The organism is Peribacillus sp. B2I2 (assembly GCF_041261685.1).
Taxonomy (GTDB): Bacteria; Bacillota; Bacilli; order Bacillales; family DSM-1321; genus Peribacillus.
Genome location: NZ_JBGCCB010000001.1, coordinates 4864455 through 4883562, shown reverse-complemented (window position 1 = coordinate 4883562; position 19108 = coordinate 4864455). Strand labels below are relative to the sequence as shown.

Annotated in this window: 18 protein-coding genes and 2 pseudogenes; 8 read left to right on the top strand and 12 right to left on the bottom strand. The window is 41.2% G+C overall.

Translation table 11 applies throughout. The features are described from left to right. Positions 1-11: 11 nt before the first annotated feature. On the top strand, positions 12-1493 hold the full coding sequence (gltD, locus tag ABIE66_RS24265; RefSeq protein ID WP_370016596.1) for a glutamate synthase small subunit: 1482 nt from the start codon (positions 12-14) through the stop codon (positions 1491-1493). Between the two features lie 29 nt (positions 1494-1522). Here gltD and ABIE66_RS24260 read toward each other — a convergent pair whose 3' ends face one another. The 7 genes from ABIE66_RS24260 to ABIE66_RS24230 all read right to left on the bottom strand — a co-directional run bounded on the left by ABIE66_RS24260 (position 1523) and on the right by ABIE66_RS24230 (position 7422). Beyond that, positions 1523-1735, bottom strand: a complete 213-nt coding sequence (locus ABIE66_RS24260; protein ID WP_370016595.1) for a hypothetical protein — start codon at positions 1733-1735, stop codon at positions 1523-1525. A gap of 105 nt (positions 1736-1840) precedes the next feature. Further along, positions 1841-3181 (bottom strand): MmgE/PrpD family protein, encoded by a 1341-nt coding sequence (locus ABIE66_RS24255; RefSeq protein ID WP_370016594.1) that lies wholly within the window; start codon positions 3179-3181, stop codon positions 1841-1843. 5 nt (positions 3182-3186) lie between these two features. After that, entirely contained in the window at positions 3187-3954 is a 768-nt protein-coding gene (locus ABIE66_RS24250) for an amino acid ABC transporter ATP-binding protein (RefSeq protein WP_370016593.1), read from the bottom strand. Between the two features lie 4 nt (positions 3955-3958). Then, the gene (locus tag ABIE66_RS24245; protein WP_370016592.1) at positions 3959-4630 is read right to left on the bottom strand and encodes an amino acid ABC transporter permease; all 672 of its coding nucleotides are present in this window, start codon (positions 4628-4630) and stop codon (positions 3959-3961) included. 24 nt (positions 4631-4654) lie between these two features. After that, a complete protein-coding gene (locus ABIE66_RS24240; protein WP_370016591.1) occupies positions 4655-5455 on the bottom strand; it encodes an amino acid ABC transporter substrate-binding protein in 801 nt (266 codons plus the stop codon). A 19-nt stretch (positions 5456-5474) separates the two neighbouring features. Then, positions 5475-6008 (bottom strand): GNAT family N-acetyltransferase, encoded by a 534-nt coding sequence (locus ABIE66_RS24235; protein ID WP_370016590.1) that lies wholly within the window; start codon positions 6006-6008, stop codon positions 5475-5477. A gap of 85 nt (positions 6009-6093) precedes the next feature. After that, positions 6094-7422 (bottom strand): LLM class flavin-dependent oxidoreductase, encoded by a 1329-nt coding sequence (locus tag ABIE66_RS24230; protein ID WP_370016589.1) that lies wholly within the window; start codon positions 7420-7422, stop codon positions 6094-6096. Between the two features lie 441 nt (positions 7423-7863). Between ABIE66_RS24230 and ABIE66_RS24225 the strand changes: the two genes are divergently transcribed. Then, on the top strand, positions 7864-9012 hold the full coding sequence (locus tag ABIE66_RS24225; protein ID WP_370016588.1) for an amidohydrolase: 1149 nt from the start codon (positions 7864-7866) through the stop codon (positions 9010-9012). 24 nt (positions 9013-9036) lie between these two features. Beyond that, a pseudogene (locus tag ABIE66_RS24220) lies at positions 9037-9464 on the top strand (cytidine deaminase). Between the two features lie 62 nt (positions 9465-9526). Here ABIE66_RS24220 and ABIE66_RS24215 read toward each other — a convergent pair. From ABIE66_RS24215 to ABIE66_RS24205, 3 genes are all read right to left on the bottom strand, one after another. Then, positions 9527-10084, bottom strand: coding sequence for an MEDS domain-containing protein (locus ABIE66_RS24215; protein WP_370016587.1), 558 nt, complete (start codon positions 10082-10084; stop codon positions 9527-9529). A 137-nt stretch (positions 10085-10221) separates the two neighbouring features. After that, positions 10222-10857 (bottom strand): FusB/FusC family EF-G-binding protein, encoded by a 636-nt coding sequence (locus ABIE66_RS24210; RefSeq protein ID WP_370016586.1) that lies wholly within the window; start codon positions 10855-10857, stop codon positions 10222-10224. Positions 10858-11016: 159 nt separating this feature from the next. Continuing rightward, positions 11017-11280 (bottom strand): CD3324 family protein, encoded by a 264-nt coding sequence (locus ABIE66_RS24205; RefSeq protein ID WP_101225543.1) that lies wholly within the window; start codon positions 11278-11280, stop codon positions 11017-11019. 349 nt (positions 11281-11629) lie between these two features. Between ABIE66_RS24205 and ABIE66_RS24200 the strand changes: the two genes are divergently transcribed. Next, complete coding sequence (locus ABIE66_RS24200) at positions 11630-12274, top strand: SDR family oxidoreductase (RefSeq protein ID WP_289314685.1); 645 nt, start codon at positions 11630-11632, stop codon at positions 12272-12274. A gap of 43 nt (positions 12275-12317) precedes the next feature. Here ABIE66_RS24200 and ABIE66_RS24195 read toward each other — a convergent pair. Beyond that, a pseudogene (locus ABIE66_RS24195) lies at positions 12318-12883 on the bottom strand (maltose acetyltransferase domain-containing protein). A 357-nt stretch (positions 12884-13240) separates the two neighbouring features. On the opposite strand from ABIE66_RS24195, the gene brnQ reads away from it, so the two are divergent. The 4 genes from brnQ to ABIE66_RS24175 all read left to right on the top strand — a co-directional run bounded on the left by brnQ (position 13241) and on the right by ABIE66_RS24175 (position 18782). Continuing rightward, a complete protein-coding gene (gene brnQ / locus ABIE66_RS24190) occupies positions 13241-14572 on the top strand; it encodes a branched-chain amino acid transport system II carrier protein (protein ID WP_370016584.1) in 1332 nt (443 codons plus the stop codon). A 525-nt stretch (positions 14573-15097) separates the two neighbouring features. Continuing rightward, positions 15098-15964 (top strand): ATP-binding protein, encoded by an 867-nt coding sequence (locus ABIE66_RS24185; protein ID WP_289326680.1) that lies wholly within the window; start codon positions 15098-15100, stop codon positions 15962-15964. A 15-nt stretch (positions 15965-15979) separates the two neighbouring features. Then, a complete protein-coding gene (locus ABIE66_RS24180) occupies positions 15980-17896 on the top strand; it encodes a vWA domain-containing protein (protein ID WP_289314688.1) in 1917 nt (638 codons plus the stop codon). 190 nt (positions 17897-18086) lie between these two features. Beyond that, complete coding sequence (locus ABIE66_RS24175) at positions 18087-18782, top strand: hypothetical protein (RefSeq protein ID WP_289326679.1); 696 nt, start codon at positions 18087-18089, stop codon at positions 18780-18782. A gap of 51 nt (positions 18783-18833) precedes the next feature. Here the strand turns inward: ABIE66_RS24175 and ABIE66_RS24170 are convergent, their stop codons facing one another. After that, positions 18834-18953 (bottom strand): DUF4023 family protein, encoded by a 120-nt coding sequence (locus ABIE66_RS24170; RefSeq protein ID WP_061465287.1) that lies wholly within the window; start codon positions 18951-18953, stop codon positions 18834-18836. Positions 18954-19108 lie beyond the last annotated feature (155 nt).

Genomic DNA, 19108 nt, shown 5'->3' with positions numbered 1-19108 from the left:
GGGAGAGAAAGATGGGAAAAGCAACAGGATTTATGGATTATCCGCGAGAAAAGCCAACAGACCGGAATCCTCTCACTCGTTTAAGCGACTGGAGAGAATATACAGCTCCTTTCTCTGATGAAAAGTTAAGTACACAGGGAGCGCGGTGTATGGACTGCGCGACCCCTTTCTGCCATATGGGCATGGAATTGAACCGAGTCACAACAGGCTGTCCGATTCATAATCTGATCCCGGAGTGGAATGATTTGGTTTACCGCGGCAGATGGAAAGAAGCATTGGACCGTTTGTCGAAAACGAATAATTTCCCTGAATTCACCGGGCGAGTTTGCCCGGCCCCATGTGAAGGGTCTTGTACGGTAGCGATAAGCGACCCTGCGGTTACCATCAAGAACATTGAACGGACCATCATCGATAAAGGATTTGAAAATGGCTGGATCACGCCTCGCATCCCTGAGAGCAGGACCGGCAAGAAAATTGCCATCATCGGTTCAGGCCCAGCAGGATTGGCGAGTGCCGATCAGTTAAATCAAGCAGGTCATTCTGTCACGGTTTATGAGCGCGCAGACCGTGCAGGCGGGCTGTTGACATACGGCATCCCGAACATGAAACTTGAAAAAGATGTCGTTGCACGCCGGATCAAATTATTGACCCAAGAAGGCATCGATTTCATTACCAATACGGAAGTGGGCAAAGATATTTCAGCCGAAGAACTGCAAGATCAATATGATGCAGTCATCCTATGCACAGGTGCCCAAAAGCAGCGTGACCTGGAAATTGAAGGCCGCGGGGCATCAGGCATTCACCTTGCTATGGATTACTTGACCACTTCGACTAAAAGCCTGTTGGACTCCAATTTTGAAGACGGCAAATTTTTAGACACGAAGGGTAAGGATGTCATCGTCATCGGCGGCGGGGATACAGGAGCGGACTGTGTCGCGACTGCCCTTCGCCAGGAATGTAAGAGCGTCGTACAATTCGGGAAGCATCCAATCCTTCCGACGGCCCGTACATCTGATAATATGTGGCCGGCCTACCCGAATGTATTTTCACTAGAATATGCGTATGAAGAAGCGGAAGCGAAATTTGGTGCAGATCCGCGTCAATATTCCATCCAAACAAAGAAAATCGTAGCCGATGAAAATGGAAACGTTAAAGAACTGCATACAATCTCAATGGAAAAAATCAAAGGTGAAGATGGAAAATACATTTTCAGGGAAGTTCCAGGAACTGAAAAAGTATGGCCTGCCCAATTCGTTTTCATCGCAATCGGATTTGAAGGCACTGAACAGCCACTATTAACTCAATTTGGCGTAGAAACAGTCAATCAAAAAATTGATGCCGTCTATGGCGAATACAGAACGAATGTCGAAGGCGTTTTCGCTGCCGGAGATGCAAGGAGAGGCCAAAGCCTCATCGTTTGGGCGATAAATGAAGGCCGTGAAGTAGCACGTGAAGTGGACCGCTACTTGATGGGAGCATCGGTATTGCCATAATTGCAAAAGAAGAAGTGCCATATCAATCATTATGGCGCTTCTTTTTTTGTGGTGGGAAATGTGGAATTCACGAGTAAAACGCTAAAACTCACTAGTAAAGCGCCGGAACTCACGAGTAAAACGCCGGAATTCACGAGTAAAGCACCAAAACTCACGAGTAAAAGCACGAAATTCACGAGTAAAGCACCGGAACTCACGAGTAAAGCACCGATTCTGTCGAGTAAAAGCTTCCAAACACACAAGTAAAGTATACCGTGCTAAAGAAGAGGGACGTCATGGAATTAGGATTGATGGTATACAAATTAGGCGAGCAGTATATAAATACTGTTCGCCTAATTTATTATCAGTCAGCTTCTATAGTCAGCTTCTTGAAGAACACCAAGTGATGTATGATTCAGTGAATGGACGGCTGCTATTATTTGCTCTGTCTCTACTTCATCTCCTACGGCTTTATGCAATTTTTCTATTAGCTGGGACTTTGTTAATGGATTCCCAGGACTTCCTTTAGGTGTATCGATTCGTTTCGATAGTACATCCCCACTCGTTGTAGTCACGGTCACAATTGTAAATCGTCCCACTGGGAGTGCTGCTTTGGAAGGCTTGATCGTTGCATCCGTCTCTCTATTTACTTTTTGAAAGGATTCTCTCCATGAATGGGGAATAGGTTTCGATTCAAAAGAAGCAAAGGTCAGGGGTTTGCCTGTAAGCGCGAGCCATACAATATACTCAATCGAAAATCTTCCTTCTTCACCAGTCGATGGGTTATGGTGAAGCAAAGCGGAATCACCATTTGGAGGAAAGCAAACACTCACCGATTCAATATCCTCTTCCGACAAATCGTACGTTTTATGTAAAAAAACAGCTGCTTCAGCGCCATGTGCCGCAGCAGAACAAAAGGGATACTGTTTAAACCATAATCCCGGTGATACGATCCGCCATGTTTTTCCCCAATTTACCGTCAAATCGGGAACTCCATTTTCTGCATATACCTCAAAGAAACCATTCTTATCATTCAAAAAGTCGGGGTTGCTATGTAATCCCATCCGAATCCAATCTGCGGAATCCACAGCGTTTTTAGCCGCAATCCCTACATGGAGCGGCTTTACCACAGTACCAAATTGGAGTCTTAAACCAGCCGATTGGGTAGCGGCAAGACTCATGGTTTCAGCTATTAAGCGTGGAGAGTATTCCCGTAAATACGCAACCGCACCAGCTGCAGCTATTACGCCAAGTGTAGCTGTATTATGCCACCCTTTTGTATAATGATAGGGGTTCATAGCTTCTCCAAACCGAGCCATAATCTCCACACCAACCACATAGGCAGCTAAAAAACGTTTCCCAGGCATTTCAGGTTCTCCAACTGCTAACAAAGCAGACAAAATGACTGCGCTTGGATGACCGCGTACATCTGAATGTACATCATCATAATCTAGTAAATGAGCTTGAAAGCCATTGAAAAGTGCTGCTTGGGATCGTGTTGCATGTATGTGACTTCCGATCAAGTAACTCGTCCCATTTCCGCCTTCTTCCAAAATGATTTGCTTTAAAATCGTAATTTCCTTTTCGGATTTTGTTTGATAGGAAACAGCAAGATAATCAAGAAGTCCTTCGATGGCAGCCTGTAATACTACTTCATTTACCAACGGATTGGAATGATAGATCATTTCAGATAACCTTTCTGTGTTCATACACTTCACTTCCTTTTTTGCCTGGCAGATCCGTCCGTTTCATCTCCCATTTGCCGTAAAAAACGCTGAGTTCGCGGATTAAGAGAATGCTCAATTACTTGTTCTGGGGTGCCTTGTTCGATAATATGTCCCTCTGCCATGAATATGACATGGTCAGCAACTTCCTTCGCAAATTGCATTTCGTGCGTCACGATCACCATTGTGGTATCCTCTTTCGCTAACTCCCGTATTACTTGTAAAACCTCATTAACCAATTCGGGATCAAGAGCGGAGGTAGGTTCATCAAATAAAATGGCATGTGGTTTTACAGCTAAGGCTCTAGCGATGCTGACGCGCTGCTGTTGTCCACCAGATAAGGTAGCGGGGTATTGTTTTGCTTGTTTTTCTAAGCCAACCCGTTTCAATAAATCCACGCCGATTTGAATGGCATCTTCTTTTTTCATATTTTTTCTGACAAGCAAAGCTTCAATCACGTTTTTTAAAGCTGTTTTATTTTTAAAAAGGTTATAGTGTTGGAATACCATCGCTGTTTGCTGTCTTAATTGGTACGCGTCTCTCTCTTTATATTTTTGGGTATCCAATTTTACATCGTTGATTTCGATGGTTCCGCTGTTGGGCTTTTCCAACAAGTTCAGACAGCGTAATAACGTCGATTTTCCAGAACCCGACGGACCAATTATGGCAACAACTTCCCCGGTTCTTATATCCAAGTTAATATCGTTCAATACTTGTTTATCATCAAAATGTTTAGATAAGTTTCTTACTTTTATCATATGATCACCTTCTAAGTGGTTTGCTGAGCCAAATCTCCAGGTATTTTTGCATCCAAGAATAAAGAATAACCAATAGCCAGTAAATCAAGCCAACCACCAAATATGTCTCGAAAAAGCGCATGTTAGCGGATGCAATAATTTTTCCCTCTGCAAATAGTTCCGTAATTCCTAATGTAAAGGCAAGGGACGTTTCTTTAATCAAAGATATAAATGTATTCCCTGTTGCTGGCAATGCATTTAAAGCAGCCTGTGGTAAAATGATTCGCGAGTAAATCTGTACTCTTTTCATGCCAGTTGCAAGTCCCGCTTCCATCTGCCCTTTGTCCACGGAATTCAATCCAGCTCGGAAAATTTCTGCTAAATAAGAGGATTCTTTCAAACTAAATCCAATGATCGCCGCCGTCATTGCTTCCATCGTTGACAACGACGGGAATAACTGTGGTAAACCGTAGTAAATGATGAATAATTGTACCAATGTTGGCATTCCTCGGAATAAAGAGATATATAAGCCTGCCAATTGGGTGATTCCAAAAATATTGCTATTTCTTATTAAGGCTACTACAAGTCCGATAATAATGGCTAAAGCCATCGAAATGATGGCTAAAACCAGAGTGATTGGAATAAATTTTGCGATTTGCAGGGAAATTTCCAACATATATTGTAAATCAAAATTCATAATGCTTTAAAACCTCCGCTATGCTTATTCGCCGGAATTCGTGGTGATGTCTTCACCAAAATATTTATTGGACAGCTTCGTTAATGTACCATCTTCTTTAAGTTTTTTGATTTCTGTCGTGAATTCATCATTTAATTTTTTGCCTTTTTCTGTTTTGGTAAATGGATACCCTACATTTTCATAGGCCACTGGATCACCAACTAGTTTTAACGGAAGATCATTTTTCTTTATTTCTGCAACCAGGATTGGGCGGGAATTGATATATCCATCTACTCGGTTGTTAATGGCATCTTGCATCGCGCCATCCCGGGTTTCATAGGTTCGTATTTTGATATCGCCATTTTTATCATATTTTTCTAGGTTTGTGACGTTATTAGACCCCAGCACACCGGAAACGGTTTTGCCTTTAAGATCAGCCAAACTTTTAATATCATCGTTTTTTGTGCTTGATACAATTTGTGCACCATAATAACTATACGGCTCTGTAAAATTAAATTGTTCTTGGCGTTCTGGTGTTATAGCAACGGCATTCGCAACGGTGTCCAATTTACCTGATCCCAATTGCCCCATTATCCCACTGAAATCAGAAGTGACCCACTCTACCTTGTATCCTAAATTCTTGGCGATGAGTTCTGTAAGTTCTACGTCAAAACCTATTAATTTACCATCCTCTTGATAACCATTTGGATAGCTTTGGCCAGTTGACCCCACTTTGATTGTTTTTTGTTCGGAATCATTGGCAGTATTCTCTTGTTTTGAACTGCCACATGCTGCAAGCACTAATATGAAAAGTAAAGAGAGTCCAAGGGAAAGAATTTTCTTCATTGTTATTTTCCTCCTATTATTAAATGGTTTGATTATGTTTTTCAGACCAAGCTTGATATTGTCCCGGTTGCAAGATTTTCCTCAAATATATCGTGAGATGACCTTTGCCTAAATCTTTTTGACCGATCTCTTCAAATCCACTTTTTTCGTACATTTCTTTTAGCCATGGATGATTATCCGCGGTTCCGAGTGTAACCGCGGGGGCTCTCAGTTGCTTCTTCAAAATTTCATCTTCGAGCCATGACAGAACTTTTTTCCCTATGCCTTGACGCTTATATGCAGGGTTTGTAGCGAACCAGCCTATGTGTGGCAATACGAGCGGGCCAGGATTGGGGCCCCACGGTAACCGAATCGATACGGTGGAAACAAATGTCCCATTTTCCTCCAGAACATATACCTTATTTTCGGATATGTGCTTAATCGCTTCCTCTCTCGTGGCCGTTGCCGCAGAGAAGTGAATATCCAACTCTCTTATACTCGCATAAGCATCCAATGTTAAATTAAGAAATTTATCCACATCTTCTACACGCACTTCACGAAATATTTGACTCATCTTGCGCCTCCTATACTCTATCTAGTTAATTCCTCTTCGGGTGGGTGATTCCGTCTTTGAGAACTTTCCGCCAGGTGTAAGATGTTTAAAGCTTATGAGAATATTGGTTGACCGGTTTATCCAGGCCAAGATTCCCTCGTAATGTGTTACTTTCATATTTAGTACGGAAAATTCCTTTTGATTGCAGTTCAGGGACAACAAGTTCAACAAAATCCGTTAAAGAATCAGGCAAGAGGGCTGGCATAATATTAAAGCCGTCAGCTGCATCTCCATTCACCCAATCTTCAATCTTATCCGCAATCTGCGTTGGTGTTCCAATTGCGATATGATGTCCACGTGATCCAGCAACCCACTGATATGTCTGACGTAACGTCAAATTTTCACTGGTCGCCCGCTTAACGATCAAATCATATTTACTTTGAATGCTATCTACATTATCTGGTAACGAAATATCAGCAAACGGTGTATCCAAAGGGATATTCGAAAAATCCACATTTCCAAAATACCTTCCCATAACAGCCAATCCTATTTCGGGAATGATTAGCTCCTGCAATGCCTCGTACTTTTCTTGGGCTTCCTTCTCAGTCTGTCCCACAATCGGGAACAAACCTGGCATAATACTCAAGCTGCTTTTCGCCCGATTAAAAGCGGCCAATTGACCTTTTAACACATGGTAAAATGAAACCGCGTCCTCCTTATTCTCCTGGGCGGTAAAGACAATCTCTGCATGCTTTGCTGCAAGCAATTGCCCATCGCCAGAAGAGCCTGCTTGTACAATGACAGGATGCCCCTGAGGTGAGCGAGAAATATTTAATGGTCCTTTTACAGAGAAAAACTCACCTTGATGATTGATTTCATGAAACTTGCTTTCATCAATGAATTGCCCTGTTTCTTTATCGATAACCAACGTATCTTCTTCCCATGAGTCCCATAATTTCTTGGTAACTTCAACAAATTCAGTCGCCCTTTTATAACGGAGACCATGTTCTAAATGTTCAGTTTTATTGAAGTTTACTGCAGTGGAGGCAAGGGACGTTGTGACTACGTTCCATCCAGCACGGCCGGAGGTAATATGGTCTAAAGAAGCAAATTTTCTAGCAACATTAAAGGGTTCTTCGTAGGTGGTAGAAGCCGTTGAAACCAAACCAATATTGGAAGTCGCCGAGGCTAGATAAGATAATAAGGTCAATGGCTCGAATCGAGTCAGAATATTAGGATGCGAGTCCTTTGCAACTGACAAACTATCTGCTAAGAATAATAAATCAAATAAACCTTTTTCGGCAGTCTGCGCCAACCTCTTAAAATAATCGATGTTCATATTTGCTTTCGGATTGGCGTTAGGATGTCTCCAAGAAGCAACGTGATGTCCTGTTCCGGCCAAAAATACACCAAGTTTTACTGTTTTCTTTTTCATATGTCAATTGCTCCTTTATGTCTTCACTTTTAAACGCAGGGGATGTATAATAGTATATCCTTACTGGTTTACTATGAATTAATGTTAAAATAAAACCCGCTTCCAGTTTTGAAGAGGGTTCCTCCCGACCAATGTGTATCTATGTCTTTACTTCTTTTCTACTATAGAAATTTAATCCTTTTTAGTATTGATACGTTACTATAATATAGTGAATTACTTCACATGGTAGCACCTTGTATAATAAATTGTCAATGCTGAATATTCGAAATAAACACTTTTCATTTAAGGGAATTCATTGTTATGATGCTTGCGATGCGTCTTAAATTAGATCTCATGCTTTACATGTTTATCAAATAGCTTATTTGATACTGTTTAATTTGATATTGCTTGGATATAGCTTTCGTTCTTTAATATTCGGATTTTTAAGGAGATGGACAACCGTTGACTATAAGTAATGTAGAATTGGAGAATTATCTATTGGAATTCAGACGTGATCTTCATATGACACCTGAATTATCAAACGAAGAATTTGAAACGACTAAAAAAATTAAAGAAGCGCTTCAATCTCAAAATATTAAGATACTTAATTTTCCATTGAAAACTGGTGTCGTAGCAGAGATAAAAGGCAGCAAGCCGGGACCTACGATAGCACTTCGCTCCGATATTGATGCTTTACCAATTTTGGAGCAATCTGAGGTGGACTTTCCTTCAAGGCACATCGGCGTGATGCATGCATGTGGTCATGATTTTCACACTTCTGTCATTTTGGGGACTGCTTTTTTATTAAAAAAAGAAGAAAGAGATCTGTCCGGAACGATTCGTTTGATATTTCAACCTGCGGAGGAAACGGGACATGGTGCAAGTGCTTTAATGGAAACTGGTGTGTTGGATGATGTGGATGTGATTTTTGGTCTTCATAATGATCCGACATTGCAAGTTGGGGAGTTAGGGACAAAACATGGAGCACTGACAGCGGGAGTCGATCGCTTTGAAGTGCATGTTAAAGCAACTGGCTCACATGCGGCCAAACCGGAAGAGGGAAATGATCCGATTATCATAACAGGACATATTATCTCAACGTTGCAAACCATTATCAGCCGAAATGTAGCGCCAAAAGAGTCAGCGGTTTTGAGCATCACTCAAATTCATAGTGGCTCAACGTGGAATGTTATCCCAGATAGTGCATATTTGGAAGGAACCGTCCGGACCTTCAGTAAAATTCAACGAGAGTTCATTCAGAAACGTATGAAACAAGTCCTGCACGGTATAAGTGAAACATTCAATGCAAATGTTGAATTATCATGGCATCCAGGCCCTCCATCAGTTGATAATACACCTGAATGGGCCGATTTGGCGCTTCAGGTTGGTGACACAGCAGGTTACACGACAAAAACGTTAGAAGCTAGCTCCATAGGGGAAGACTTCGCTTTTTACCAAGAAAAAATGCCAGGTGCTTTCGTAATGATAGGTTCAGGAGGTCCGTATGACCTGCATCACCCTAAGTTTATAGTAGATGAAACGGCACTTTTTCCAGCTGCTTCTTATTTCCGCTTATTGGCTTTAGAAGCGTTAAAAAAAATCCCTAAATGAAATATTAGTAGAGAAGGAGAGCCAATCATCAAAACTTATCCTTTGAATGAGTCGGATCGTGATTTAATAGAAGCTGCAAGTGCAAAAATTAGGGATTTTTACGAGGAAAATAGGCATCATGTTGGTGCTGCATTAAAAACAAAGTCAGGAAAAATCGTTGCTGCCGTACATATTGAATCATATATTGGCCGGGTTACCGTATGTGCAGAAGCCATTCGATTGGGAAAACGATATCGGACGGCGAAAAGGGATTTGATACAATCGTGGCGATTAAGCATCCCTATTCCGATGATGAAGACAGAGATTTAAAAGTCGTTAGCCCGTGTGGGATGTGTCGGGAATTAATCTCGGATTATACAAAAGACTGCTTTGTCATACTGACTGTTAATGGGGAAACGGTCAAGGTGAAAATCGGTGAATTACTGCCGTATAAATACACGAGGGACTCATGATGATAATCAATAATGCAACGGAAAAAACACGCTTAGGAGATTCCTGAGCGTGTTGTGTATTATTATATCAAACTAGGTGGCAAGTATTGTTCACAGACGATGATATCATCGTCTTTTAGGACATAAGGATGTGTTTCCAACAATATGGTTTTGAGGTAGTCTGGCATCCTCTCACCTTTGTACGCACAAATTAATGGAAATGACAGCAGATTTACTGCTTCATCTACTGTTCTCTCAAATTCCTCTATGATGTGCAGCGGCTCTTCCAGAGTTGCCCATTCCACATGTGCCCATGATCGGAAAGAGATTTTATTTTCCACATAGGGCTGTACCGTTTTATTAAAGTATTCTTCGATTGCAGGAGGATGATAACTGCCGCTTGAACAATAGAAATCGAAGTTGTTCACAAAATGAAGGAACTCCATTTGATCTTCCGTTAACCGAGTGCTCAGCTCTTTATGAATAATGGGGTAAATACGGTCATTTTCAACAAGAATGACATAATCTCCCGCCGCGATGCCATCTTGGATATAACTTAAAACCTGGTTAATGTAGTTTTCCATTTCATTATAGGAATACAGCACATGAATGTTTTTTTGATCTTCAAACAACTGATTCATTTTGCTTTTCAATATATCATTCCTTCTTTCATGTATCGCTTCAATTATACTAGAATTCCATAGGCAGGACAAAATGAGAATTTTTTAACAAGAAACAAAAAGCAATCCTTCACCATTTGAAGGATTGCTTTTCCGTATTATTTCAGCCGCTCGATTAGATCGGTCATTTTATCTAAAGTGGTTATGTTCTGGTTACATTTCATACTATCCAGGCAAATGTAATTCCCTTTTTTAATGAATGTCCCTTGGACGGTTCCTTTTGTTTCAGACATGAACATCCCTACTTCTTCAAAGCGGCTGCATATGGCACAGATCCCTTTTTTGTTGGCGGGTTTAATGGTTCCATGCAATCCGGTGAGTTTATTATGATGGGGTGCAATGATGAATTTCTTTCCGGATCCGCCATCATCCCATCCCAAGTATGAAATCTCTCTCAAATCGATGTTTTCCAACAAAGGGGCTCTTAATTTCTTTGCTTTAGGAAACAATTTTTTTATCGTTTTTTCGCTTACTTCTTTAAATGGGATCACAAACGGCTTTACCTGTAAGAGAAAGGCTTCGGCTTGTGCGGGATCTTTAATGGTATCTACTGGATCCAGTAGTTGTTTTTGTTCTTCGCTCAAGTCACCGAATAAGCTTAATACTCTTTCTTTGGCAACAGTTTTCAGGGTGTTGATCACATCCTTATCGTTGGCCGTCGCGTGTCCATTTATAAGAATCTGCGTTTGGGATTTAATGAAGTTATATTGCTCGCTTCTGATATAAGGTTCCATTTTCTTCACTCCTGTTTTTATTGCGCGATACTTGTAACATGATACCGTTTTTATATACTTTACAGAAATCGCATCTGCATTAAAAGGGGGAAAACGACTAAGAAACATTCTTGGCATATGAATAGCACTGATATCATTATCAGTGCTGCCCATGCAATCCTATTTAGAATAAACGATTTTCTTAATGGTTTCCGCGGAGAGAAAATGTTCCTCGGCTAATTGATGGATGGTATGCCCGTCCTTGAATGCATATTTTATAGAGGCATTTCGGTCATCGATCAATTCCCTTGATCCCGAACGGGTTCCCCATTTGTGATGGGCCTTTTCAGGTTTCGGGATATATATGGTTTCACCTTGCACATACTTTTGAATTTCAACGATCAGCTTTTCAGGCAACACGGCCGTTGCTTTTACATATTTCATTTCTGCCAGCCCCTTATTCTTTTTTAAGAATGAAATAAGGTGCAAAGCCAAATATTAGAAATGATAAGTCGGGCGATTAAGTTTAGCTTAATTTAACCCCATGCAAAGTATCGCCTCCAATACTAGGCTTTGCATGAGACGCTGCAGAAGGTGGCATTAACATTCTTATTGCCATCTTTACACCTCCCTTTTGTGTCCTAGAAGAACACGTACTGTCATTATTATAAAATATATAAGGGTGGTTGCCAAACTTTTTCCAATGTATGGCGGGCTGATTGTTTGATAATGATCTAAGTACATGAAATAATTTGAAATGAAATCAAACTAACCATTATGGGAGCTGACTTTCATGAAAGTATTCGTAGTTGGGGCAAATGGGCAGATCGGTAAACATCTGGTGGATTTATTAAAAGATAGTCCGGATCATACTGTACGGGCAATGATTCGCAAAGAGGATCAAAGGAAGCATTTTGAGAAAAACGGAATTGAAGCTGCAGTCGTCAGTTTAACGGGAACAGTGGATGAGATTGCGAATGCGGCAAAAGGCTGTGATGCCATCGTGTTTACAGCAGGGTCCGGAGGAAGCACTGGCGCTGATCAAACGCTGTTGATTGATCTGGATGGTGCAGTTAAAACGATTGAAGCGGCAGAAAACTTGGGAATCAACCGATTCATAATGGTGAGTGCTTTTCAGGCCAATAATCGCGAAAACTGGAATGAAGCCATCAAACCGTATTATGTGGCCAAGCACTATGCGGATAGGGCATTGTTACAAAGCGATTTGAATTATACCATCATTCGGCCTGGCGGTCTGGTTAATGAACCGGGAACGGGCAAAGTGACCGCCGCCGAAGAATTGGAAAGAGGTTCGATTGCCCGTGAAGATGTAGCTCGAACTATTCTTGCTTCTTTAACTGAAGAAAATACCTACAAGCGTTCATTTGATTTAATCTCTGGTGATACTGCAATCGCGGAAGCATTAAGGAAAATATAACGAAAAAAAGGAGGCAGAGCCACTCAGCGTCGAGTGAGCTCTGCTATTTAATTCCCTCAATATGCTTGATGACCCTCGCTGGGTTTCCACCGACAACAACGCCTTCAGGAACATCCTTTGTTATGACGGCCCCTGAAGCGACCACGGAATGACTCCCTATTGTAACGCCAGGATTGATGATGGCCCTTCCGCCAATCCATACATGATCCCCAATCGTAACCGGTTTTCCGTATTCCACTCCAGAACTGCGTTCGAAGGGATTCAGCGGATGTGTGGCCGTATAGATATGCACTCCGGGAGCCAACATGCAGTCCTTGCCAATCTTCACTTCACAAACATCCAAAATGACACAATCTAAATTAGCATAAAAGTTTTCCCCGACAGAAATATTGTATCCATAGTCACAATGGAAAGTGGGTTCAATATAAACATTTAGTCCAGTGGAACCTAAAAGCTGTTTTAGCAGTGCCCTTCGTTCATTCCCTTCGCTTTCCGTTGTCTGATTGTATAACCGGTCAACTTTCTAGCATTTTCCCTATCTCTTATTAATTCCGGATCAGCGGCCATATAAGGTTCCCCGCTCACCATCTTTTCTTTTTCAGTATTCATGTTTACTCCTCCTATTTTTTTGGTTTTTATATAGTTTATTTAAATATCTGAATACTAAAACATTTTTCCTGCAAAATAAATTGCAGGACATTTTACTCAAATTTTCTGTTGAATCTGAATGCCTCTCTCATTTTTATAAAAAGAAGTAAGAAGAGAAAGATTTTTCCGAATAATTAGTGAAATAGCTTTGACAAACTTTCCGCCGGATTTTATAGTAAGGAGAGTTATCAATAATCAATAGTTTCATGAAGGTGCATTTTAATAGATAAGTAGAATGGACCGAGGCTCATTTCACTTTTTTATCGAATGGACAACTCTTTTCTTCGTTAAGATAATCAAAATAATGGAGGGCTCAATATGTCACAGAAAGCACCACTTTCTTTTATCGTTGTAACAGGATTAATGCTTTTTGCTTTATTTTTTGGTGCAGGAAACTTAATTTTCCCTGCCATGCTCGGTCAATCCGCTGGGACCAATTTATGGTCGGCTAGTTTAGGATTCATCATTACTGGTGTTGGATTGCCATTCATTACAATACTGGCATTTGGTTTTTCGGGAAAAAATGATGTTCAATCGCTTGCAAGCAGGGCACACCCGTTATTCGGCATCATTTTCACAGTCATTCTTTATTTATCTTTGGGACCGCTTTTCGCGCTTCCGAGAACGGGAAGTGTCTCTTACGAAATAGGGATTAAACCTTTCCTTTCCAATGACGTCGGTTTTTTACCATTGCTGGTATTCACGATCATATACTTTGGAATTGCCTGTTTATTATCCATCAATCCATCCAAAATGCTGGATATCGTCGGAAAAATATTAACACCGTTATTATTGATTTTCATCGGGATTCTCATTGTGGTCGCAATTATTAACCCAATGGGTGAAATCCAGTCACCAGCGGCGAATTATTCAGATAATTCTTTCTTCAAGGGATTTAAAGAAGGATATTTGACCATGGATACGCTGGCCGGATTTGCATTTGGTATCATTGTCATCAACGCGATCAAAGACAGAGGGATCACTTCAAGAAAAGAAGTGTTAGGCTTCTGTATGAAAGCTGGCTTGATAGCTGCAACCTTGTTGGTGATCGTGTATACGGCATTGACTTATGTGGGGGCAACAAGTGTGGAAAAACTAGGTCAACTGGGTAATGGCGGAGACGTTTTGGCTCAAGCCTCGAATCATTTTTTCGGATCGGCTGGTGCCGTGTTGTTAGGGTTGATCGTGATCGCAGCATGCCTGACGACAAGCATTGGGTTGATAACGGCTTGTTCTGCGTATTTCAATAAAATACTGCCTGCTGTATCGTATAAATCATTTGTCGTCATCTTCTCCATTTTTAGTGCGGCTGTTGCAAATGTAGGTTTGACAAAGCTCATTTCAATTACAGTGCCTGTGTTAACCGCACTTTATCCCGTGGCGATCGTTTTGATCGTTCTGACGTTCTTCCATTCCCTTTTCAAAGGGAAATCGGAGGTATACTTAGGAAGCTTATTATTAACGGCCATCATCAGCATAATGGATGGAGTAGTGGCATCAGGCATTAAATTGGATGCTGTTTCGAACTTTTTCACCCAATACCTTCCACTATATAGTGTTGGGGTAGGATGGGTGATTCCTGCCATCATCGGCGGTGTATTGGGCTATATGATATACCTGATGAAAGGGGACCCTGAGGAAGCTTTTTAAGGGTCATCAGAATGAACTTCGAATAACGTTGCCTCCAGGCACTCGCTTTCCGCGGGCGGTCCGGGAGCCTCCTCGGCGCTCTTTGCGCCTGTGGGGTCTCCCTTGGACGCGCTTTTCCCGCAGGAGTCTCGTACCTTCCGTTCCAATCAACTGGATTGTTTTTTTAAGAAAAAACTGTAGTCTGGTTTCATCCCGAACCTTGATTAAGACAAGGTTACACTTTGATTTTTTTATTATTTTATAATCCTTATTGGATTGAAGAAATTTGCGACACTCCTGCCGAATAACTGGCTTGCCGAGACCCCACAGGCGCTTGCTTTGATCTGGCTTGGCAGACAGTATGCGGAAAGGGAGCGGATTTCTGAAATCAACTGGAACGTCTTTTAAATAAAAAACTGCAGGCAAACACACTTTTCTTCTAGTTTGTCACAGTCTGGGAGCTGTCTTGATGACAGCTCTTTTTCTTAGTGTTTGTTTTTAATGGGAAAGAGCCTTAAAATGTTCAGAAAGGGGTGTAGGAACACAATGATCAATCGACTACCAATAGAAATAGCAAATATATTAGAAGCTAATAAAAAAAATCCTGCTCAATACGAGGAATTGATCAGGAGCGGCGGATATCTGCCTCCCGAGATGGAGTTGATGGTAGATGCCATCACTGCCTTAAGCATGGGGAAGAATATCCTTTTGAAGGGTCCGACAGGGGCAGGAAAGACAAAGTTTGCCGAGACATTATCGAATTTATTCAACCAGCCAATGTTCAGTGTCAACTGCTCAGTCGACTTGGATGCCGAAAGTTTATTGGGCTTCAAGACGTTGGCTTATAAAGAGGAAAAACAGGTGATAGAATTCGTACCCGGACCTGTGACCAATTCAATGAATCACGGTCATTTCCTATATATAGATGAAATCAATATGGCAAAACCGGAAACACTGCCGCTAATCAATGGGGTGCTTGATTACAGAAGGACGATAACGAATCCGTTCACGAATGAAGTCATCACTGCAAAAGATGGCTTTAATGTGATTGCTGCAATCAATGAAGGGTATGTCGGTACAGTGCCGCTGAATGAAGCGCTGAAAAATAGGTTTGTCGTAATCGAAGTTCCCTATATCGAAGGGGAGCAGTTAAAGCAATTGATAGAAACCAATACAAAGTTGAAGGACCCAAGAAGTATTGAATTGTTCGTTAAACTGTCGAGTGATTTGATAAATGCCGTGAATCAAGGGAAGGTCGCTGAAGATGCGGCATCGATCAGGGCTTTGCTTGATGCTTGCGATCTGAGTGTATTGATCCCGCCGAAACGGGCGATTCTTCGTTCCATTGTGGATAAGTTGGACGAGGAGCGGGAGCGTGAGTTTGTGAAGAACTTGGCTGACACATTATTCTAACTAGGAGAATGCCTCATGAAGTATATCCGGTTTAATGATTCAATAATCGATACGGCCCTTTTTTTACAGCTTCAGGATCTCTCGACTGTCTTATCCGGCATTTCTGAGCTGGAATTCGAATACAATTATGGTTCCTTCATTGATCTGATCGAGAATAAGGTCACAGCCAGCCATTTTTGGGAAAATGGCAATAAGGAAGTGAAGGAAGCGGGACTGAAAACGGACGTGCTCCTTAGGACGATAGGTACGCTGCATCATTCAACAATCCAGAGCATGAAGGAGTACCAGGACATCATCGGGGAAAGTTCGCTTCCGAAGTTTGCAGCCCAATTATTCGCTATAATGGAAGATTTGCGATTGGAAGAATTGGTGAAGAAAGAAAGGCCAGGCACGAAAAAATGGTTTTCGGTAAGGGGAGCTTACCTTAAACAATATTTCGAAAGCCAATTAGCAACGAATGTCACAAGAAGTTTTGCGCTGGATGAATTATATTGCCTCATCTATTTACTGCTTCAATCCGACCGGCCGGATCCGATTTTTCCCAGAGCCAATGTACGGCAGCTGGAAGAGTTGGAGAAAATCAAACCGTTCATCCATTCTGTCTTTGAAGCCACTAAAACCAGTGATATCACGAGGATTTGCGAGCAAATCGTTTTTCGTGTGAACGATGGATACGAGGATACGATCAATGAATATTTCATCTTCCCCATTGCAAATGTGGAAAAGTATAAGGCAAATACCTTATTTGATGAACTGACTAGAAATGATGAACTGGTTAACGATGATACAGAAGAGGTAGACGAAGAAAAAAGTGAGTTCATCGATGAGAAATTCTCAACTTGGCACCGGGAGAATAAGAACGGCGAGAGTAATTCGACTTTCCTTCAATTTGAATTGGAGCAGGGAACGAAAACAAGTCTGATGGGCGGCGGTGCCCGAGAAGCGGAAGATGCCGACCAAGCGCTGGCTTCGATTCAGGGTTCATCAGGGGAAAGTAAACAAAAGGAATACAATCAGCAGGAAACGCTGGAGAAGAAACAAACCAATATGGGCAAAAGTGGTGAACATCCGTTTGGTGAAGAAAATAAAGACGTCGTCCAAGTAATCAAGGAAGCAAAAATACCAACACTTTCGGAAGAGAAACGCTACCGTGAGTTTGTTGCGGATATCGAACCGTTTAAGAGGAAACTTTCCAGTACAATTGAAAAGACACTGGAAAATAAAAAGAATGCACCAAGAAAAGATTTGGTTTTTGGTCGTTTATCGAAGAAATTACTGCCGCTTGTACTTGAAGAAAATCCAAGGGTCTTTTATAAAAAGAACCAGGATTCAAATGAATTGGATGCCGTATTCACATTGCTTATCGATTGCTCGGCCTCCATGCATAACAAAATGGATGAAACGAAACGAGGGGTCGTCCTGTTTCATGAAGTGCTGAAAAAATTAAGGATTCCCCATTCGATCGTGGGATTTTGGGAAGATGCGAATGAAGTGAGAGAAGGATATCAGCCGAATTACTTCCATGTGATCCAGTCGCATTCCGATTCTTTTTATCTGAACTCAGGAGCGAAAATCATGCAGCTTGAACCGGAAGAAGACAACCGGGACGGATACAGCATCAGGGTGGCCACAATGGAATTGGAAAAAAGGCGCGAAAAAAACCGTTTCTTGCTCGTATTTTCCGATGGTGAGCCGGCAGCAAGCGATTATGATCAAAATGGAATTGTCGATACACATCTTGCCGTATCGGAAGCCAGGAAAAAAGGCATAGAAGTCATAGGCCTGTTTTTAGCGGATGGAGGCGTCGATGAAAGTGAAGAATTGACGATGAAAAACATCTATGGCAAAGAACGGCTAATGATTCCGAGTGTAGCTGAATTGCCAGAGCAGTTTACACCGCTGTTAAAAAAGCTACTGCTGAAGACCATTTAAGAATTAGGTGTATATAGGGAAAAAACGCAGTAGGATTCTGATTTGGATCTTACTGTGTTTTTTTTGTTTCCTATCAGTTATCAGTTATTTGCAGAAAGTGAATATATTGATGAGAAGCTTGAAAAGAAAAAAGGATGCGATTCTTTTGACGGGATTAGGGTAAACCATAAATGAGGAAGTGATCGTGTTGATGAATTTACTGTTTATGTTACTTTACTTTATAATCATTGTTCTTGTTATTGAAATATCGGTTACCTTGCTGAAATTGACTGGATTAAAAAGCACAGTAGCCAGATTTCAGGTTATCTCCATGCTGACAGGTACTGGTTTTACAACTGATGAGTCAAAATCCATTATTGATCATCCCGTTCGCAGGAAAATAAGCATGTTTTTAATATTATTTGGTGCTTTCTCACTTGCTGTCATTATTTCATCGATCAGTACATTGCTTACAGATGACCTACGCTTGATGGAGTTAAGCATCATTATTGGTGTATTGGTGGTCTTAACCATTTTTGTGAAGACGCCATTCCTGAATAATAGAATATCGAATAAGTTGAAAAGTGAAATGTATAATCATTATGAATTATGGGAGCACCCGATAGAGGAGGTCCTATTTTTAGAAGATGATGACGTGGTCATGGAGATTGATATTTATGAGGACTCTGAATTCATAGATGTCAAAGCGTTTGATGTCATATCGCATGGAGCGGACATTAATATTTTATTTATTGAAAGCGGAGAAGTGAAAATCAGGAAAGAGTTATCTGAGTATAAAATTAAATTAGGGGATAACCTCTTTTTATATGGAAATAAAAAAGAGATAGAAGACACATTTTCAAAAGAAATCGAAGTGATGAAGAAGAAAAAAAGTACATCGGGGTGAAAAAATCCCTGCCTTGAAATAAGGCGGGGATTTTTTGAATTGCGGTCTTCATTAATGTTTTTTATTCGGTAATTTCTGAGCGGGATTACCGTTACCTTGACGGCGAAAATTGCCTTCTTCCTTTTTCTGCTGCTCTTGAATGCTTTCCACAAATTCCTTTGAACTTTTCATGGAATGAACCTCCTCCGTTATTTTCTTCTTTACTATAACCAGAAGAGGTGAAATTCATGAGTAGGGAAGTGATGCTGACTACCTTATAAAGAGGGAAAGGTGGTAATATTTGGACTATGGGGATTCTTTTATGAACTGGAACCACCTTATCATGA

What these genes read in the sequence shown, in the direction of transcription:
- ABIE66_RS24175 (WP_289326679.1), top strand. Translation starts at nt 18,087, where the DNA reads ATGAATTTACTGTTTATGTTACTTTACTTTATAATCATTGTTCTTGTT.
- ABIE66_RS24200 (WP_289314685.1), top strand. Translation starts at nt 11,630, where the DNA reads ATGAAAGTATTCGTAGTTGGGGCAAATGGGCAGATCGGTAAACATCTG.
- ABIE66_RS24235 (WP_370016590.1), bottom strand. Translation starts at nt 6,008, where the DNA reads ATGAGTCAAATATTTCGTGAAGTGCGTGTAGAAGATGTGGATAAATTT.
- ABIE66_RS24255 (WP_370016594.1), bottom strand. Translation starts at nt 3,181, where the DNA reads ATGAACACAGAAAGGTTATCTGAAATGATCTATCATTCCAATCCGTTG.
- ABIE66_RS24230 (WP_370016589.1), bottom strand. Translation starts at nt 7,422, where the DNA reads ATGAAAAAGAAAACAGTAAAACTTGGTGTATTTTTGGCCGGAACAGGA.
- ABIE66_RS24240 (WP_370016591.1), bottom strand. Translation starts at nt 5,455, where the DNA reads ATGAAGAAAATTCTTTCCCTTGGACTCTCTTTACTTTTCATATTAGTG.
- ABIE66_RS24215 (WP_370016587.1), bottom strand. Translation starts at nt 10,084, where the DNA reads ATGAATCAGTTGTTTGAAGATCAAAAAAACATTCATGTGCTGTATTCC.
- ABIE66_RS24170 (WP_061465287.1), bottom strand. Translation starts at nt 18,953, where the DNA reads ATGAAAAGTTCAAAGGAATTTGTGGAAAGCATTCAAGAGCAGCAGAAA.
- ABIE66_RS24245 (WP_370016592.1), bottom strand. Translation starts at nt 4,630, where the DNA reads ATGAATTTTGATTTACAATATATGTTGGAAATTTCCCTGCAAATCGCA.
- ABIE66_RS24185 (WP_289326680.1), top strand. Translation starts at nt 15,098, where the DNA reads ATGATCAATCGACTACCAATAGAAATAGCAAATATATTAGAAGCTAAT.
- ABIE66_RS24205 (WP_101225543.1), bottom strand. Translation starts at nt 11,280, where the DNA reads ATGAAATATGTAAAAGCAACGGCCGTGTTGCCTGAAAAGCTGATCGTT.
- brnQ (WP_370016584.1), top strand. Translation starts at nt 13,241, where the DNA reads ATGTCACAGAAAGCACCACTTTCTTTTATCGTTGTAACAGGATTAATG.
- gltD (WP_370016596.1), top strand. Translation starts at nt 12, where the DNA reads ATGGGAAAAGCAACAGGATTTATGGATTATCCGCGAGAAAAGCCAACA.
- ABIE66_RS24180 (WP_289314688.1), top strand. Translation starts at nt 15,980, where the DNA reads ATGAAGTATATCCGGTTTAATGATTCAATAATCGATACGGCCCTTTTT.
- ABIE66_RS24210 (WP_370016586.1), bottom strand. Translation starts at nt 10,857, where the DNA reads ATGGAACCTTATATCAGAAGCGAGCAATATAACTTCATTAAATCCCAA.
- ABIE66_RS24250 (WP_370016593.1), bottom strand. Translation starts at nt 3,954, where the DNA reads ATGATAAAAGTAAGAAACTTATCTAAACATTTTGATGATAAACAAGTA.